The sequence below is a fragment of the Microbacterium sp. NPDC056057 genome (genome assembly GCF_042266945.1).
Lineage (GTDB): Bacteria > Actinomycetota > Actinomycetes > Actinomycetales > Microbacteriaceae > Microbacterium > Microbacterium trichothecenolyticum_C.
On the sequence record NZ_JBHJWS010000004.1, the window covers coordinates 301,971 to 316,402 of the forward strand.

A 14,432-nucleotide genomic window follows, 5' to 3' on the forward strand; every position below is an offset into this window, starting at 1 on the left:
CGAAGGGGCGTCACGCCGTGCGGCGCGACGCCCCTTGCGGTTCAGTCCGCAGACCGCTCCATTACTGGGCGGTGACTCCGTACTGCTCGCAGGCTGCCATCACGTCCGGCGTGCAGACATCGTCGTAGTCGGCGTCACCGGCGGCGACGACGTCCTTGACCTTGTCGGGTCCGACCAGGATCGGCGTGACCTGGATGTAGGGCGTGCCGTCGTCGAGCTTGGCCTGCGCGGTGACGTCCTCACCCTTGAGCAGGGAGACGGCGGTGTCGACAGCGGCCGTGGCCTCGTCCTTGACCGGCTTGTAGACCGTGGCGGTCTGCCAGCCGAGCAGGATGTTCTGCAGGCCCGCGACGTTCGCGTCCTGACCCGACACGGCAACACCGGTCAGGTTGTTGTCCTGCAGGACCTTGATGACGCCCGCCGCGTTGGTGTCGTTCGCGACCCACACGCCGTCGACCTTGCCGCCGAGCGAGGTCAGCGCCTGCTCGAAGTTGGTCTGCGACTTGGCCTGGTCCCACACCCCGGGAGGCTCGGCGGCCGCCGTGATGCCGGCGGCCTCCATGACCTCGACGGCGCCGTCGTGGAACATCTTGGCGTTGCCGTCGGTCGGGTCGCCGCCCATGTACACGACGACCGCGGTCGCCGGGTCCTTGCCGGCGGTCTTGAGGCCGTCGAGGACGGTCTGGCCCTCGAGCTTGCCGACCTCGTTGTTGTCGAACGACACGTAGTAGTCAGCGCCGGTGAACGGACGGTCGTAGGCGATGACCGGGATGCCCTCGGCCTTGGCCTTCGTCGCGACGGCCTCGGCCGCGCCCTGGTAGTCGACCAGGAGCATGACGCCGCAGCCCTGCGTGAGCTGCTGGTCGGCGATCGTCGAGTACTTGTTGACGTCACCCTGCGCGTTCTGGATGTCCGCCTCGAATCCGGCCGCTTCCAGGCCCTCCTGGAGGTACTTGCGGTCGAAGTTCTCCCAGCGCGGCGACGAGGCCGCGTCCGGCAGGATCACGCATGCGCGGCTCGCGGCGTCGCCGCCGCCCTCGGTGGAGCCACCGTTGCCGTTGCCGCTGCTGGAACAGCCGGCCAGCATCACCGCGGCGGCGCCCGTGAGGGCGACCACGGCGAGGATCGAAGACTTCTTCATCTCTTGCCTTTCGTCATTGAAGCGGGCGAGTCCCCAGGATCGTCCCTGGCGTTCATCGCGCTGATGCGATCATCGACGACATGGATTCTTATCGTCAAGTCTTGAACATAACGCTTTGGCAACGCCCGGGATAGAGCGCCGCGCCCGCCGGTGCGCGGGGCCGTTAGAGAGCGTTTACCGTGCAGAATGCATGAAAAGCGGGTGAAAACCACTGTTTTCGCGTAAGCGAAGCCATTTCAGAACCTGTACTCCCGCTGGGAGCGTTCGTCAAGTGAAGACAGCGAGCGTGAGGAAGCGCTCAGGCTCGGCCCGTCGCGGCGCGGGTTCGGCGCGACAGCGAGTCGACGATCACGGCGAGCACGAGCACGACGCCCGTGACCATGAACTGCACCGACGAGTCGAGGTTGAGCAGCGTCAGGCCCGATGAGATCGACTGGATGACCACGATGCCGATCAGGGCCGAGAAGGCCGATCCGCGCCCGCCGAACAGGCTCGTCCCGCCGATGACGGCGGCGGCGATCGCGTTGAGGTTCACGTCTCCGGTTCCCGAGCTCTGGTTCGCAGACGCCAGTCGTGCGGCCGCGAGGATGCCGCCCACCGCCGCGAGCGTGGAGCACATCGCGAAGACGGAGAGGTAGATGCGATCCACCCGGATCCCGGCGCGCCGGGCCGCCTCGACGGACCCGCCGGTCGCGTAGACCGCGCGGCCCCAGCGGGTGCGCGTCAGGGCGAAGTTCATCGCCACCACCAGCCCGAGGAAGAACAGGAACATCACGCCGATGCCGCGGTAGAGGTTCAGGTACCAGGAGGCGGCCAGCAGGAACGCAAGCAGCACGCCGCTGCGAACGGCGATCTCTCCGTAGCTCTGACTCACGAGGTTGGCCGCCGCGCGCCGCCGCGATCGTCGTACGAGCGACCAGGCGAAGGCGGCCACGGCGAGCACGGCCACCACGTACGAGGCCCAGGCGGGCAGGAACATCTGCTGCGCGAACTGCACGAGCCACGAGTCGAACGGGATCGCGATCGACCCGGTCTCGCCGAGCACCCACAGTTGCAGCCCGAGGAAGCCGAGCAGACCGGCGAGCGTGATGACGAAGCTCGGTAGCCCGAACCTGGTGTAGAGGAAGCCGTAGAGCAGCCCGACGAGGCAGCCGATCGCGACGGCCGCGATCAGCGAGAGCACGAGGTTCCACTGCAGCTGCACGAAGGTCACGGCCAGCACGGCCGCGGCGAGGCCCGACACCGAGCCCACGGAGAGGTCGATCTCGCCCACCAGGAGCACGAGCACCACGCCGAGCGCGATCGTGCCGATGGCCGCGCACTGCATCGTGAGGTTGACGAGGTTCTCGCTGGAGAGGAACACGGGATTGAGCAGCTGGAAAACCGTCCAGATCACCGCGATGCCGAGCACGACGGGCAGCGCCCCCAGGTCGCCGCCTCGGACGCGGGAGACGAACGCCTCGAGCGCGTGGCGGATGCCGCTGCCGCTGAGGAGGCGCTCCTCCGCGATGGGCTCGGCGAGGCGCTCGTCGCCGTGCAGACTCATCGGGACCCGTCCCCGCGGGGACGAGGCGTGCGGGAGCCGGCGCGGGGCATGCGGATCACGGTGCCGCCGGCGGTGTGCTCGTCCAGCGGCGGCTCGTCGATCGGCGGGCCCGTCGGCGTCGGAGGGGGCGCAGCATCCGTCCGCTCCGGTGCGCGTCGGGCGGCCGAGTGATCGACCGCACCGGTGATGGCCGCGATGAGCGTCTCGCTCGTCACGTCGGCGACGTTGTAGACGCCGTTGTTGCGGCCCAGGCGCAGCACGACCACGCGGTCGGCGACCGCCATGACGTCGGCCATGTTGTGACTGATGAGGATGACGCCGTGGCCGCGTTCGCGCAGCCGCTCGATGAGGTTCAGCACCTCGGCGGTCTGCGCCACGCCCAGCGCGGCGGTCGGCTCGTCGAGGATGACGACACGGGGCTCGCCGATGAGCGACCGCGCGATCGCGACGGTCTGGCGCTGCCCGCCCGAGAGCGAGGCGACGGGCACGCGCACCGACGGGATCTTCGCCGACAGTTCGCGCAGCAGGGTCCAGGTGCGCTGCTCCATGTCGACCTCGTCGAGCGTCGCACCGTCACGCAGCTCCCTGCCCAGCCACAGGTTGGCGACCACGTCGAGGTTGTCGCACAGGGCGAGGTCCTGGAAGATCGTCTCGATCCCGAGCTCCTGGGCGTCGGCCGGGGTGTCGATGCCCACCGGCTCGCCGTCGAACTCGATCGACCCGCTGTCGGGCGGGTGCACGCCGGCGAGCACCTTGACGAGCGTCGACTTGCCGGCGCCGTTGTCGCCGACGAGGGCGACGACCTCGCCCTCGTTGACCCAGAAGTCGACGTCGGTGAGCGCCTTGACCGCGCCGAAGCGCTTGCCGATGCCACGCATCGTCAGCACGCGTTCGCGCGGGCGTCCCGCCCGCGGGTGCGTCATCGACATCCTCGCCTCGTCCTCATCGATCCCCAGCCGACCCCTGTCAGAGTCAGGACCCTACCCGATGCCCGCCGCTTCGCACGCATCCGCGTACGCCGGGGTGCAGATGTCTTCGACGGTCCAGAACCCGTCGGCGACAACGGTATCCATGATGTCGTCGATCGTCACGGCCACCGGGTCGAGCAGAGTGGCCGGCGTGCCCTGGATCTCGAGCGGCGCGGTGACCTCCTCGCCGTGGAGCAGCTTGACCGCGACCTCGGCGGCGAGCTCGGCCTGCGGCTTGATCGCCTTGTAGACGGTCATGTACTGGTCGCCGGTGAGGATGCGCTGGATCGCCGACAGCTCGGCATCCTGGCCCGTCACGATCGGGAGGGGATCGACGTTGGCGACCCGCAGCGCCGCAATGGCGCCGCCGGCCGTCGCGTCGTTCGCCGCGTACACCCCGGCGATGGCGCCGCCGTGCTGGGCGATCTGGCCCGACACCCACTCCTGCGCCTTCTCGGGGTTCCACCCGGGGGTGTCGTACTCGGCGAGCACGCGCAGTCCGCTGCCGTCGATGATGCTGTGGGCGCCGCGCTTGAACAGCGCAGCGTTGCTGTCGGTGGGCGAGCCGTTGACCATCAGGATGCCGCTGCCCTCGTCCTCCGCGTCCACGCCCTGCACGAACGCGGTGGCCTGGAGCACCCCGACCTTCTCGTTGTCGAACGAGATGTAGTACGCCAGGTCGCCGCCGGCGATGAGCCGGTCGTAGGAGATGACGGGCACGCCCTTGGCGTTCGCCGAGCTCACGATGCTGACGGCGGCGTTCGCGTCCACCGGATCGAGCACGAGCACCCCGGCCCCGGCGGTCAGCGCCGACTCCGCCTGCTGCTGCTGCTTCGCGGCGTCCTGGTCGGCGTTGGCGTAGAGCACGTCGTAGTCGCCGAGCTCGGCGACGCGGGCCTCGAACATCGGCCGGTCGAACGTCTCGTACCGTGCGGTCTTCGCATCGGGCAGCAGCAGCGCGATCGTGTCGTCGGAGGGAGTCCCGCCCGGCGCGGGTGCGCCGGAGCACGCCGACAGCAACGCTGCGACGAGGAGGAGACCGCATGCTGTCGCCAGCGCGCGACGCCCGCTCGGGCGCCGTCGCGGCCGATCCAGTCGCGTACGGGGCATCGGACGAGCCTATGCGGTGATGGGCAGCGACGGTGCAGTCGGAAGCTGGGCGTCGACCGTGACGTGGTCGAGGGCGATCGCGATGGCGCCGCGCGTCTCGGCCCACTCCCCGAACGAGGCGCCCACGATCTCGGGGAGGCCGTCGGCCGACGGGAGGGCGGTGCGCTCGAGCGAGTGACGCATCGGCGCCATGAGGATCTCGCCGGCCTGGCCCAGCTCGCCGCCGACGACGATGATCTCGGGGTCGAAGAGGTTGCACAGGCTCGCCGCGGCGATGCCGATGTGGCGGCCGGCGTCGGCGATGACGCGGCGTGCGGCGCCGTCACCGAGTTCGGCCGCGTGCAGCAGGTCGCCGAGGCGGTGCATGCCTTCGCTCGGCGGGAAGAGCGACAGCAGTGCCGGGCCGCCGGCATAGGTCTCGAGGCATCCGCGATTGCTGCAGCGGCAGATGGGGCCGTTCTCGTCGAGCGTCACGTGGCCGATCTGGCCCGCCTTGCCGTTGACGCCGCGGAAGAGGTCGCCGTTCACGACGAGGCCGGCGCTGATCGTGTGGCCGACGCGGATGAACACCGACGATGCCGCAGACCGCCCGTTGCCCTCGCGGGCCTCGGCGAGTCCGCCGAGATTCGCCTCGCTGTCGACGTGCACCGGGCGGCCGATGCGGATCGCCAGGCTCTCGGCGACGGCGACGTTCTCCCAGCCGCGCAGCAGGCCTGGTGTCGACACCATCCCTGTGCGGGGGTCGATGGGCGCTGGAAGGGCCAGGCCGACGCCGAGAAGGTCGGTGATGGACCCGCCGAGGGACTCCATCATGTCGCCGAGCAGCAGTGCGAGGCGGTCGAGCTCGGAGTCGTGGCGGTGGTCGAGGGGGAGCGGGAGCGACGACTGCGTCACGATGGTGCGCGCGGTGTCGGCGATCGCGATGTGCAGGTGGCGGGAGCTGTAGTGGACGCCGGCGACGAGGCCGAGACGGCGGGCGAGCGACACGAGGGTCGCGCGGCGTCCGCTGCTCGTCGTGAACGACGTGTGCAGGAGGCCCGACGCGGTCAGCTCTTTGACGATATTCGAGACGGTGGCGGGCGAGAGGCCCGTGCTGCCGGCGAGCTCGATCTGGGTGAGGCGGCCGTGGCGCTTCAGCGACTCGATGACACGCGCGCGATTGGCCTCGCGGAGCGAGGTCTGCGAGCCCGGCGGGGCTTGACGGCGTGCCACAGGTGACACTGTATCCCACGGCCGATTTCCCAGGTCGGCTGTGGGTTCACGCAGGGTCGCGGACCCGGCTCTCGCGGCACGCACTAGCATCGGTACGCCATGCACACCGTCGTCGAGGCGCTCCGCGCCGCACTGCCCCCGCACGCCGTCGTCACGGACGACGAGACGCGCGACCGTCTGAGCCACGACGACGCCGAGTGGGCCGACTACGCGATGCCCGCCGCCGTCGTGTTCGCATCGTCCATCGACGACGTCGTCGCGACGGTCCGCACCGTCGCCGCGCACGGCGTGCCGATCGTGCCTCGCGGGGCCGGCACGGGGCTCTCGGGAGGCGCGAATGCGACGGACGGATGCCTCGTCCTCTCGCTCGAGCGCATGACCGGGATCACCGAGGTGAACGTCGCCGAGCGGTATGCGGTGGTCGAGGCGGGCGTGCTCAACGACGACCTGCGCCGGCACGTCGCGGGATCGGGGCTCTGGTATCCGCCGGACCCCGCGAGTCAGGCGATCTCGACGATCGGCGGGAACGTCGCGACGAACGCCGGCGGCATCTGCTGCGTCAAGTACGGCGTGACGCGCGACTACGTGCTCGGTATGACCGTCGTGCTCGCCGACGGGAGCGTGGCGAAGCTCGGACGCACCACGGCGAAGGGGGTCACCGGCTACGACCTGGCCGGCCTCTTCGTCGGCTCGGAGGGCACGCTCGGCATCATCGTCGACGTCACGCTCAAGCTCCGGCCGCTCGGTGGTCGCGAGGAGCGGGCGGTGGTGGGCTACTTCCGGACGCTGACGGATGCCGGTCGCGCGGTCGCCGCCGTCACCCAGGCGGGCATCGTGCCCTCGGCCCTCGAGCTCATCGACCGCACGTGCCTGCACGCCGTCGCCGAGTGGCAGGGCTGGGATCTGCCCGAGGACGCGTCGGCGCTCCTGCTGGCCAAGGTCGACGAAGCAGGCGCCCGCGGCGAGGAGCTCGCCGCGGCCATCGAAGAGCTGTTCCGCACCGCGGGCGGCAGCCGCGTCGAGCGCGCCGCCGACCCGGACGAGGTCGACCGGCTGTTCACCGCCCGTCGGCTCGCCTACCCCGCGCTCGAACGGCTCGGTCCGGTGCTGACCGAGGACATCTGCGTACCGCGTGCTGCGGTGCCCGAGATGCTGACGCGCATCGAGGCCGCCGCGTCGGACGCCGGCGTCGTGATCGCGAACATCGCCCACGCGGGCGACGGCAACCTGCATCCGCTGATCATCGCGCCGGAGGGCGACGACGAGGCGAAAGCGCGGGCGAAGGTCGCGTTCGATCGCATCGTCGACGACTGCCGCGTCCTCGGCGGCACGGTGACCGGCGAGCACGGGGTCGGGCTGCTGAAGCTGCCGGGTGCGGCGATGGAGCTGAGCCCGGCGGTGCTGCGCCTGCACCGCGCGATCAAGGACGCGCTCGACCCGGCGTCGATCCTCAACCCCGGCAAGGCCTTCCCGAACGGAGAATGACATGCCCTCGATCCGCGCCGACGACGGTGTCCGGCTGGAGTACGAAGAGTCCGGCGATCCTGCGGGCCGCCCCGTGGTGCTTCTCGCCGGCTTCAAAGCCGCCGCCTCGAGCTGGACCTACCAGCTGCCGGAACTGGAGCGCGCCGGGTACCGTGTGCTCGCCGTCGACCTCCGCGGGCACGGCGCCGCCGAACGCCCGTCATCGGGTGTCGACATGGACCGCAGAGGGCGGGACGTCCGCGACCTCCTCGAGGTGCTGGATCTCCGCGGCGCGGTGCTCGTCGGCGGGTCGATGGGTGCCAGCACGATCTGGTCGTACCTCGGGCAGGAGGGCGCCGACCGGGTCGCCGCCGTGGTGAGCGTGGACCAGACGCCGAAGATGCTCAACACCTCGGACTGGCCGCACGGGTTCTACGGGTACACCGAGGGCAACGTCGACACCTGCTTCGCCGAAGGCATCCCCGCCACGGGGCACGGCACGCCGATGCTGCGGCGGGGGAGGCGACTCGTGCGACTGCTGCGCGCCATGAAGGGCGCCGAACGGGAGTTCACCCACGGCGAGCTCGCGCTCCTGAACGACCACGCCAAGGCGGACTGGCGCAAGGTCATCGCCGCGACCGATGTGCCGGCGCTGTTCGTCGCCGGCGCCGAGAGCGAGTTCTGGCCGAGCTCCCACGCCGCGGCATCGGCGGCGCTCGCCTCGCGAGGCGAGTCGGCCGTGATCGCCCAGGACGGACACGCCGCCAACATCGAGCAGCCGAAGGCTTTCAACGCCGGGATGCTCGAGTTCCTCGCGCGCGTCGCCCCCGCCTGACTCAGCGCCGGTCGGCGGCGAGGCGGATCAGGACGATGTTGCCGGACTCGTCGACTTCGGCGACGCCTGGGTGGGCCTTCACGAACTCCGAGAAGCTCTTGTGGCCCAGGGCCTTCTCACTGAACGACGGGTCGAGCCGCTTGATGAGGCTCTTCACCGCCGAGGCGTGCTGCCACTCCACGCCCTCCTTGTCGCTCTCCAGGCGCAGCGCGCGTTCGAGGAGCGACTCGGTCGGGTCGACGGCGGCCTTCCTCGAGCGTCGGCTGCCGGACGCGCGCTGCGGCGCGGCATCCTTCTTCCCCGTCGGCGGAGCCGCCACACCCGGGAGCGCGTCGTACGAGTCGAACTGGTCGCACGCCGCGGCGAGGGACTTCGCGGTCGATCCCGCGACGCCCACCCCCACGACGAAGCGGCCGAGGCGCCGGCAGCGCTGGGCGAGCGGCACGTAGTCGGAGTCGCCGGCGACGATGACCACGTGCGTGAGGTCGGGGAGTCGGAACATGTCCTCGACGGTGTCCACGGCGAGGCGGATGTCGGCGCCGTTCTTCGCGTATGCGGCCGCGGGGAAGAGCTGCACCAGGTCGACGGCGCGCGCCACGAGCTGCGAGCGGTACTCCGCGTTGACGGGTGCCGACCAGTCCGCGTACGCCCGGGTGAGCACCAGGGTGCCGAACGACGTCGCGTAGTCGATGATGGCGCCGACGTCGATCGTCGCGGCGGCGAGGCGCTCGGCGATCTCGGGGTCCGAGGCATCCGTCGCGATCTTCTGACGGTCGCGCGAGTAGGAGTTCTTGCCGTGCACGCGGTCGTACCAGGACATCACGATGTTGTCGAAGTCCAGGTACACCGCCACGCGGGGGCTCAGCAGATCGGGCATGTCACTCCTCACCGGGATAGTGGACGCCGACGAGGTCGCGGATCTCGTCGAGCGTCGCCATGATGGCGACGGTCTCGTCGATCGGCAGCACGTCGGAGTCGGTGCGGCCGTCAGCGAGGTACCGCTCGGCCGCGAGCGCCTGGTACTGCATGCCGCGGCCGTCGATGTCGGAGCGGAACTCCTCGATCACCGTGCCGTCGGGGCTGACGAGGCGGAACGAGGTGGCCGAGTACCAGACGCTGTCGATGTCGATGCGTGCCTCGGTGCCGATGATCGTCGCGGTGTTGGGTCCGGCGCCGCGGGATGCGGAGATCGAGGTCGACAGCGCACCCGACGCGTGCGTCATGATCGTCGCGACCTCCGTGTCGGATCCGGCATCGCCGATGCGTGCGGCGGCGGCGATGGAGAGGGGCTCACCGAGGATGTCCCACGCGAACGAGACCGGGTAGATCCCGAGGTCGAGGAGGGCACCACCGCCGAGTTCCAGCGCGTTGATACGGTGCGCCGGGTCGGAGGGGAGCAGCTGGGTGTGGTCGGCGGTGACGGCGCGGATCTCGCCGAGGGCGCCGGACTCCACGAGTTCGCGGATGCGGACCATGTGCGGCAGATACCGCGTCCACATCGCCTCCATTGCGAGGAGTCCGCGCTCCGCTGCCGCGTCGCGCACCGCCGCGGCCTCCGCCGCGTTGAGGGTGAACGGCTTCTCCACCAGCACGTGCTTGCCCGCCTCGAGGGCGAGGAGGGCGTTCGCCGCGTGCATCGGATGCGGCGTCGCGATGTAGACGATGTCGACGTCGGGATCGGCGACGAGCTCCTCGTACGAGCCGTGGGCGTGCGGGATGCCGAACTCGGCGGCGAACGCGTCGGCGGTCTCGCGGCGCCGCGAACCCACGGCGGCGACGTCGAGTCCTGCGGTGCGCAGGTCGCTGGTGAACGCACGGGCGATGCCGCCCGGTCCGAGGATCCCCCAACGGGGGGAGGAGGGCGAGGTCATGAACAAGAGGCTAGCGGCGCGATGCCCCTCGTGCCCGGAGGAGGCCGTCTACTGCTGCAGCGCGGCGGTGAGATCGTCCTGGCGAAACCACACCCCCAGGTAGGGCGGGTTCTGAGTGAGGTAGAGCCGGTCGAACGCGACGTTGTCGTGCTCGGCGACGATCTCGCCTTCCACCCCGCCGCTGCCGGTCTGGATCGCATAGCCCTTCGGACAGTAGTACAGGGCGGCGCCGCCGCCGCCGTTCGGGTCCATCGGCGTCATCCCGGTTCGGTAGCAGGGGTCGCCGAAGCCGCCGGGTGTGGGATCGTTGAGCGTCGAGTCGGGCGGGTTGTCCAAGTAGGCGACTGTACTGCCGGCGATCGTCATGCAGCGGGCCTGGTCGCCAGCGTCGCACCACGTTCCGTCGATGGTGTCGAAGGCGGGCATGTCGGCGGCGGCGCCGGCGGGCACGAGCGAGAGAGGGATCGTGCAGGCGTAGCCGTTCGTCCCGCCCGGATGGATGCCGCCGGCTTCGCCCGTTCCGCGGACGACCCCGTCCTGACCGAATGTCGCGGTGATGTCGATCGCGTCCTTGGTCGGCGTCGTGCGCTCGAGGTGCATCGTGACGGCGTCGCCCTGCAGCTCGACAGGCCCGGTCAGCGGCGTCACGCCGGTATCGAGACTCCCCGTGCCGCCGGCGACCGTCAGGTGGCGATAGCCGAGTGCCATGATGCAGCCCGGATCAGGGTCCGCGAGATCAACGATCCACTCCCCGTCGATGCGGGGGCCGGTCGGGGTGGGCGTCGCCGATGCCGTCGGCGTCTCGGGCGATGACGAGGGCGCAGCGGTGTCGCCTGCTGCGGGTGTGCACGCAGCGAGCATGATGACGAGCGAGAGTACGGCCAGGCTCCCCAGAGACCGCGCCATGTTCGTGAAAGTACCGACCCTGCCCGGCCGGGTCAAGGGCTCGGCGCGCGAGCGATCGCGGCTAGCGGGCGACGCTCTCCGCGAGTTCGACGCGGCTCTCGGCAACCGGGATCTGGTCGAGAGCGCGGGCGAGGTCGTCGACGATGTCGCGGGCGTCCTCCAGGCCGATCGACAGGCGCACCGTGGTCGGGCCGATGTGAGCCTCGGCGAGCTGTGTCGGTGACATGTGGCTGTGCGTCATCGACGAGGGGTGCGCGACCAGGCTGCGCGCATCGCCGATGTTCGCCACGAGGCGGATCACCTGCAGGCGCGAGATGAACTCCTCGACGAGCCGGAAGTCCGCCTCGGCATCGCCCGTGGCGGGCAGGTCGAACGCGAACACCGAGCTCACGCCGTGGGGGAGGTACGCCGCGGCCTGCGCGTGCCACGGGCTCGACTCCAGCCCCGGGTGGTGCACGCGCGACACGGCGGGGTGGGTCGCGAGGAAGCGGGCGACCGTGAGGGCGCTCGCGGTGTGCCGCTCCATGCGCAGGTCGAGGGTCTCGAGACCCTGCAGCAGCTGGAAGGCGTTGAAGGCCGACAGTGACGGACCGAGGTCGTGCACGTACTTGGTCTTGACCAGCGCGATGTACGGAGACCCGGTCTCGCCGAAGCGCTCCACGAGGCTGCCGTCCGGCACGCGCGGGTAGTTCTGGGTCAGCTGCGGCCAGCGCTCGGGCTCCGCCGTGAAGTCGAAGGTGCCGAGGTCGACGACGACGCCCCCGAGGGAGGTGCCGTGGCCACCGAGGAACTTCGTGGCGGAGTGCACCACGATGTCGGCGCCGAAGTCCTTCGCGCGCTGCAGGTACGGCGTCGCGACGGTGTTGTCGATCACCAGGGGCACGCCGGCCTCCTTGGCGACGGCGGCGACCGCGCCGAGGTCCAGCACCTGCGCGATGGGGTTCGAGATCGACTCGGCGAACAGCGCGCGGGTGGTCGGCCGGACGGCGCCGCGCCACGCGTCGAGGTCGTCCTGGTCGACGAAGGTCACCTCGATGCCCCAGTCGGCGAAGGTGTCCTGGAGGAGGTCGATGGTGCCGCCGTAGAGCTGACGGGCGGCGACGATGTGCTCGCCCTGCTTGGCGAGCGCCAGGAGTGCGACGGCGACGGCGGCCTGCCCCGATGCGACACCGGCCGCGGCGATGCCGCCTTCGAGCTCCGCGACACGACGCTCGAACACGAGCACGGTGGGGTTCGCCGCACGGCTGTAGATGTTGCCGTCCTTGCGCAGCGCGAACAGGTCGCGTGCCTCGGCGAGCGAGCGGAACTCGAAGCCGTTGGACTGGTGGATCGAGGGGATGGCGGTGTTCTCCGCGATGCCGGAGTCGAACCCGGCCTGCACCTGCGCCGTCGCGAACGAGCGAGGGGCGGCAGGACGAGTCTGTTCAGGCATGCAGACCATTGTCGAGCCGCGGTGCCCCGGGCGGTGTTTCGTGTGTCGAACTGTTGCGCGCCCGGCCCTGGGCCGCTCGCGGGGCGGTAGCGCGCGGGCACGCGAGAATGGTCGGGTGGCGCAGCTGATCACCCCCGCAGAACTCGACGATCTCCTCCGGTCCTCCGCCGTGCGCGTGCTCGATGTGCGCTACCGGCTCGACCGCCCCGACGGCAGCGCCGAGCACCTCGAAGGTCACGTGCCGGGCGCCGTGTACGTCGACATGGAGACGGAGCTCTCGCAGCACGGCCGTCCCGACGAGGGGAGGCATCCGCTTCCTCCCCGTGACGCGCTGCAGGCGGCCGCGCGCCGCTGGGGCATCGACGACGGCGACACGGTGGTGGTGTACGACGACGATCGCGCCCTGGGCGCATCACGCGCATGGTGGCTGCTGACGCGCTCCGGCATCGCGGACGTCCGCCTCCTCGACGGAGGTCTCGGCGCCTGGACCGCGGCCGGCCTGCCGCTGGAGTCCGGACCCGTCACGCCCGAACCGGGTGCGGTCTCGCTCGCGCCGATCGCCGAGCCGGTGCTGTCGATCGACGAGGCCGCCGCGCTCGCCGCCTCGGGCGTCCTCATCGACGTGCGCGCCGCCGAGCGCTACCGCGGCGAGGTGGAGCCGATCGACCCGATCGCGGGCCACATCCCGGGTGCCGTGAACCTCCCGACCGGCGCCTACATGGACGGTGAGCGATTCCGGGATGCTGCGGCCCTTCGTGCGCTCTTCACCACGGTCGGCGCAGGCGACGGCGTGACCGCGGCGGCCTACTGCGGGTCGGGCGTCACCGCCGCGCAGGCGGTGTTCGCCGCGGAGCTCGCCGGGTTGGAGCTGCGGATCTACCCGGGCTCGTGGAGTGAGTGGTCGAACACTCCGGGACGCCCGGTCGCGACCGGCCCGGCGCCTGCGGAGGTCACCGGCACCGTGTGACCGGCCGGGTCACGGCACGAGCGTGATCTTGCCGGGGACGCCGGATTCGATCGCGCGATGCGCCTCGGCGGCGTCGGCGAGCGCGAAGGACGGGCCGAGCTCGACCGAGAAGCGTCGAGCGGCCATGAGGGCGAGCGCGACGGGCACCGCCTCGGTGCGCCAGACCTGCTGCTGCGCGGTGAGCGGTCCGGGCGAGCCGCCCGAGAAGGCGCGGATGCCGAGGCCCGCGGCATCCCGTCCTCTCACGAGCGTCGCGATCCGCTGCCGGTCGGCGACGAGCTCGAGGGAGGTCTGGAGGGCCTCGTCGGTGCCGGCGGCGTCGATCGCGACGGTCACGCCCTGCGGAGCGGCTGCGCGCACGCGGTCGGCGAGCCCCTCGCCGTAGGCCACCGGGAGGGCGCCGAGCTCGCGGACGCGGTCGAATCGGCCTTCGGACGACGTGGCGACGACGGTCGCTCCCCACAGCACGGCGAACTGGATGAGCGCCTGGCCGACCGCGCCCGAGCCGCCGTGCACGAGCACGGTGTCTGCGCTGCCGACCGCGAGCGAGCGGAGCGTCTGGTACGCCGTGCCGATCGGGATGCCCAGCGCAGCGCCCTCGGCCGCACTCACCTGCGGGGGTCGGGGGAAGACGTGGGCGGCGGTCACCGCGACATCCGTCGCATACGCTCCCGACGCCCCGGCGAACACCACCGGATCGCCGACGCGGAACCCGTCGACCCCTTCGCCGACGCCGGTCACCACACCCGCGCCGTCGCCGCCGACCCGGCGCGGCGCGGTGATCTCGCCCGATGGCCGACGACCGGAGCGGAGTTTGCCGTCGATCGGGTTGACGCCGGCGGCCGTCACGCGGATCGCGAGCTGCCCGGCGGCCGGCAGCGGCTCGGGAACGGGGATCTCATGCAGGACCTCAGGGCCCCCGAACTCGGTGTACGCGATCGCAGTGGTCATGACGGGGGCAACTCCTGTCGTCGGGACGG

General features: G+C 71.0%; 13 protein-coding genes. 3 read left to right on the forward strand and 10 right to left on the reverse strand.

Going from position 1 to position 14,432, the window contains the following annotated elements; translation table 11 throughout:
- Nucleotides 1-61 precede the first annotated feature (61 nt).
- From ACFC1K_RS17790 to ACFC1K_RS17810, 5 genes are all read right to left on the reverse strand, one after another.
- Entirely contained in the window at nt 62-1,141 is a 1,080-nt protein-coding gene (locus ACFC1K_RS17790; protein WP_375872623.1) for a sugar ABC transporter substrate-binding protein, read from the reverse strand.
- A gap of 298 nt (nt 1,142-1,439) precedes the next feature.
- Nucleotides 1,440-2,687 (reverse strand): sugar ABC transporter permease, encoded by a 1,248-nt coding sequence (locus ACFC1K_RS17795; RefSeq protein WP_375872624.1) that lies wholly within the window; start codon nt 2,685-2,687, stop codon nt 1,440-1,442.
- Nucleotides 2,684-3,616, reverse strand: coding sequence for an ATP-binding cassette domain-containing protein (locus tag ACFC1K_RS17800; protein ID WP_375872625.1), 933 nt, complete (start codon nt 3,614-3,616; stop codon nt 2,684-2,686). Before ACFC1K_RS17800 ends, ACFC1K_RS17795 begins: the two co-directional genes overlap by 4 nt.
- A 51-nt stretch (nt 3,617-3,667) precedes the next feature.
- The gene (locus ACFC1K_RS17805) at nt 3,668-4,765 is read right to left on the reverse strand and encodes a sugar ABC transporter substrate-binding protein (protein ID WP_375872626.1); all 1,098 of its coding nucleotides are present in this window, start codon (nt 4,763-4,765) and stop codon (nt 3,668-3,670) included.
- Between the two features lie 9 nt (nt 4,766-4,774).
- Nucleotides 4,775-5,977, reverse strand: coding sequence for an ROK family transcriptional regulator (locus ACFC1K_RS17810; protein WP_310292115.1), 1,203 nt, complete (start codon nt 5,975-5,977; stop codon nt 4,775-4,777).
- 99 nt (nt 5,978-6,076) lie between these two features.
- Between ACFC1K_RS17810 and ACFC1K_RS17815 the strand changes: the two genes are divergently transcribed.
- The gene (locus ACFC1K_RS17815; RefSeq protein ID WP_375872627.1) at nt 6,077-7,462 is read left to right on the forward strand and encodes an FAD-binding oxidoreductase; all 1,386 of its coding nucleotides are present in this window, start codon (nt 6,077-6,079) and stop codon (nt 7,460-7,462) included.
- Between the two features lies 1 nt (nt 7,463).
- Complete coding sequence (locus ACFC1K_RS17820) at nt 7,464-8,276, forward strand: alpha/beta fold hydrolase (RefSeq protein WP_375872628.1); 813 nt, start codon at nt 7,464-7,466, stop codon at nt 8,274-8,276.
- A 1-nt stretch (nt 8,277) separates the two neighbouring features.
- On the opposite strand, the gene ACFC1K_RS17825 is transcribed toward ACFC1K_RS17820, so the two are convergent.
- From ACFC1K_RS17825 to ACFC1K_RS17840, 4 genes are all read right to left on the reverse strand, one after another.
- Nucleotides 8,278-9,153, reverse strand: coding sequence for an NYN domain-containing protein (locus ACFC1K_RS17825; protein ID WP_056368154.1), 876 nt, complete (start codon nt 9,151-9,153; stop codon nt 8,278-8,280).
- A gap of 1 nt (nt 9,154) precedes the next feature.
- Nucleotides 9,155-10,147 (reverse strand): Gfo/Idh/MocA family protein, encoded by a 993-nt coding sequence (locus tag ACFC1K_RS17830; RefSeq protein WP_375872629.1) that lies wholly within the window; start codon nt 10,145-10,147, stop codon nt 9,155-9,157.
- A gap of 48 nt (nt 10,148-10,195) precedes the next feature.
- Complete coding sequence (locus ACFC1K_RS17835; protein ID WP_375872630.1) at nt 10,196-11,053, reverse strand: hypothetical protein; 858 nt, start codon at nt 11,051-11,053, stop codon at nt 10,196-10,198.
- A 61-nt stretch (nt 11,054-11,114) separates the two neighbouring features.
- Nucleotides 11,115-12,485 (reverse strand): O-acetylhomoserine aminocarboxypropyltransferase/cysteine synthase family protein, encoded by a 1,371-nt coding sequence (locus ACFC1K_RS17840; protein WP_375872631.1) that lies wholly within the window; start codon nt 12,483-12,485, stop codon nt 11,115-11,117.
- 115 nt (nt 12,486-12,600) lie between these two features.
- Here ACFC1K_RS17840 and ACFC1K_RS17845 point away from each other — a divergent pair, with 115 nt between their 5' ends.
- Nucleotides 12,601-13,452, forward strand: coding sequence for a sulfurtransferase (locus ACFC1K_RS17845; RefSeq protein WP_375872632.1), 852 nt, complete (start codon nt 12,601-12,603; stop codon nt 13,450-13,452).
- 9 nt (nt 13,453-13,461) lie between these two features.
- Here ACFC1K_RS17845 and ACFC1K_RS17850 read toward each other — a convergent pair whose 3' ends face one another.
- Nucleotides 13,462-14,403 carry a zinc-binding alcohol dehydrogenase family protein gene (locus ACFC1K_RS17850; RefSeq protein WP_375872633.1) on the reverse strand — a complete coding sequence of 314 codons (942 nt, stop codon included), beginning with the start codon at nt 14,401-14,403 and terminating at the stop codon, nt 13,462-13,464.
- Nucleotides 14,404-14,432 lie beyond the last annotated feature (29 nt).

Coding starts and splice junctions, on each gene's coding strand:
- ACFC1K_RS17840 (WP_375872631.1), bottom strand. CDS start 12,485: ATGCCTGAACAGACTCGTCCTGCCGCCCCTCGCTCGTTCGCGACGGCG.
- ACFC1K_RS17815 (WP_375872627.1), top strand. CDS start 6,077: ATGCACACCGTCGTCGAGGCGCTCCGCGCCGCACTGCCCCCGCACGCC.
- ACFC1K_RS17805 (WP_375872626.1), bottom strand. CDS start 4,765: ATGCCCCGTACGCGACTGGATCGGCCGCGACGGCGCCCGAGCGGGCGT.
- ACFC1K_RS17830 (WP_375872629.1), bottom strand. CDS start 10,147: ATGACCTCGCCCTCCTCCCCCCGTTGGGGGATCCTCGGACCGGGCGGC.
- ACFC1K_RS17820 (WP_375872628.1), top strand. CDS start 7,464: ATGCCCTCGATCCGCGCCGACGACGGTGTCCGGCTGGAGTACGAAGAG.
- ACFC1K_RS17835 (WP_375872630.1), bottom strand. CDS start 11,053: ATGGCGCGGTCTCTGGGGAGCCTGGCCGTACTCTCGCTCGTCATCATG.
- ACFC1K_RS17795 (WP_375872624.1), bottom strand. CDS start 2,687: ATGAGTCTGCACGGCGACGAGCGCCTCGCCGAGCCCATCGCGGAGGAG.
- ACFC1K_RS17825 (WP_056368154.1), bottom strand. CDS start 9,153: ATGCCCGATCTGCTGAGCCCCCGCGTGGCGGTGTACCTGGACTTCGAC.
- ACFC1K_RS17800 (WP_375872625.1), bottom strand. CDS start 3,616: ATGTCGATGACGCACCCGCGGGCGGGACGCCCGCGCGAACGCGTGCTG.
- ACFC1K_RS17850 (WP_375872633.1), bottom strand. CDS start 14,403: ATGACCACTGCGATCGCGTACACCGAGTTCGGGGGCCCTGAGGTCCTG.
- ACFC1K_RS17790 (WP_375872623.1), bottom strand. CDS start 1,141: ATGAAGAAGTCTTCGATCCTCGCCGTGGTCGCCCTCACGGGCGCCGCC.